Genomic DNA, 2080 nt, shown 5'->3' on the forward strand with positions numbered 1-2080 from the left:
TTTTTTATACGCCCCTGTCCCCCCGGACTGGGGCCGCGGCCCCGCCCCCCAGGCCCCCCCCCCCCCGGGCCCGGGGGGGGTCCCCCCCCCGGGGCCGCACCGCACCGCACTGTCCGAGCACTGCTTGCAACGACGCAAGGAGGAACCTGATGGCTGCACCGACCGCGCCACCCCCACCGACCGTCCGACGGTCGGGCCGCCGGGACGACACCCGGCTCGCCCTGCTCTTCATCCTGCCGGCCAGCATCGGCCTGCTGGTCTTCTACTTCTGGCCGCTGGTCCGCGGCATCTGGCTGAGCTTCACGTCGTGGGACCTGCTCAGCCCGGCCGAGTTCGTGGGCCTCGACAACTACCGCGAGATGGTCGCGGACCCGGTGTTCTGGAACGCCGTCCGCGTGACGCTGCTCTACGTGGTCATCAACATCGGGCTGCAGACGGTCGTGGCCCTGGTGATCGCCGTGCTGATGCAGCGGCTCAGCCGCTCCACGCTGCTGCGCTCGCTGGTGCTCGCCCCGTACCTCGTGTCCAACGTGGTCGCCGCCCTCGTGTTCCTGTGGATCCTCGACTTCCAGCTGGGGATCGGGAACCAGCTGCTGGAGTGGGTCGGCCTGGAGCGGATCGGGTTCTTCACCTCCGAGGCCTGGGCCATCCCCACCATCGCGGTGGTGAACGTCTGGCGGCACATGGGCTACACGGCGCTGCTGATCTTCGCGGGCCTGCAGGCCATCCCGCCCACCACGTACGAGGCGGCGCGGGTCGACGGCGCGTCGGAGGTGCGCACGTTCTTCGGCATCACGCTGCCGCTGCTGCGTCCCATCCTCGGGCTCGTGCTGATCATCTCGGTGATCGGCTCGTTCCAGGTGTTCGACACCGTCGCCGTCACCACGAACGGCGGCCCGGTGGACGCCAGCCGCGTGCTGCAGCTCTACATCTACGACAAGGCGTTCGGGCAGTTCGACTTCGGCTACGCCTCCGCGCTGAGCGTGGCGATGCTGCTGATCCTGGTGGTCGTCACCTTCTTCCAGTACCGCATGACGCGGGCCGGCCAGACGGACCTGAACTAGGAGGCGGCGACCATGATCGAGACCACGACGGCACCTGCCGCACCCCCGACCGTCTCCGCGTCCGACGCGGACCGCCCCGCGCCGCCGCGTCGTCGCCGGCGGCGGCTCAGCCCCGGCCGCGTCCTGGCCTGGGCGGTGATGATCCTCGTCCTGCTCGTCACGCTGTTCCCCTTCTACTGGATGCTGCGCACCGCGCTGTCGAGCAACGGGGCCCTGTACGCCAACTCGACGTCCTTGCTCCCGGTGGACTTCAGCTGGGGCGGGTTCGAGCGCGTCTTCGGGCTGCAATCCACCGAGGAGGCCATCGCCCAGGGCGGCTCCGGGGCCTCCATCGACTTCTGGCTCTACCTGCGCAACTCCGTGGTGGTGGCGACGGTCGTCACCGCGTGCCAGGTGTTCTTCTCCGCGATGGCCGCGTACGCGTTCTCGCGGCTGCGCTGGCGGTGGCGCAACGCCGTGTTCGGCGTCTTCCTGCTGTCGCTGATGGTGCCGGTGATCTTCACGCTGCTGCCGAACTTCGTGCTGGTCCGGGAGCTGGGGCTGATCGACACGCTGCTCGGCATCATGCTGCCCGGGCTGTTCATGACGCCGTTCGCGATCTTCTTCCTGCGGCAGTTCTTCATGAACGTCTCCACCGAGGTGGAGGAGGCCGCGCTGATCGACGGCGCCAGCAAGGTCCGGGTGTTCTTCGCGATCATCATCCCGATGTCCGTGGGGCCGATCGCGACGATCTCGATCCTCACGTACATCGGGTCGTGGAACGACTACTTCTGGCCGTTGATGGTCTCGTACACCGACGACTCGCGGGTGCTCACCGTGGCGCTGGGGAACTTCAACGCCCAGACGCCGCAGACGGGGCCGGACTGGGCGGGGCTGATGGCCGCGACCCTGGTGGCCGCGCTGCCGATGATCCTGCTGTTCGTCGTCTTCGCGAGGCGGATCGTCAACTCCATCGGCTTCAGCGGGATCAAGTGAGGAGGCGGACCGTGCACCACGCACGTCGTACGACAGCGACC

At 68.6% G+C, this 2080-nt stretch carries 2 protein-coding genes; both read left to right on the forward strand.

Features of this window, described 5'->3' with window-relative positions; genetic code table 11:
* Nucleotides 1-149 precede the first annotated feature (149 nt).
* A complete protein-coding gene (locus tag ACFWEK_RS21100) occupies nucleotides 150-1064 on the forward strand; it encodes a carbohydrate ABC transporter permease (RefSeq protein ID WP_430555308.1) in 915 nt (304 codons plus the stop codon).
* Between the two features lie 12 nt (nucleotides 1065-1076).
* Nucleotides 1077-2039, forward strand: a complete 963-nt coding sequence (locus tag ACFWEK_RS21105; protein ID WP_430544778.1) for a carbohydrate ABC transporter permease — start codon at nucleotides 1077-1079, stop codon at nucleotides 2037-2039.
* Nucleotides 2040-2080 lie beyond the last annotated feature (41 nt).

It is taken from the genome of Isoptericola sp. NPDC060257 (genome assembly GCF_042726645.1).
Classification (GTDB): domain Bacteria; phylum Actinomycetota; class Actinomycetes; order Actinomycetales; family Cellulomonadaceae; genus Isoptericola; species Isoptericola nanjingensis.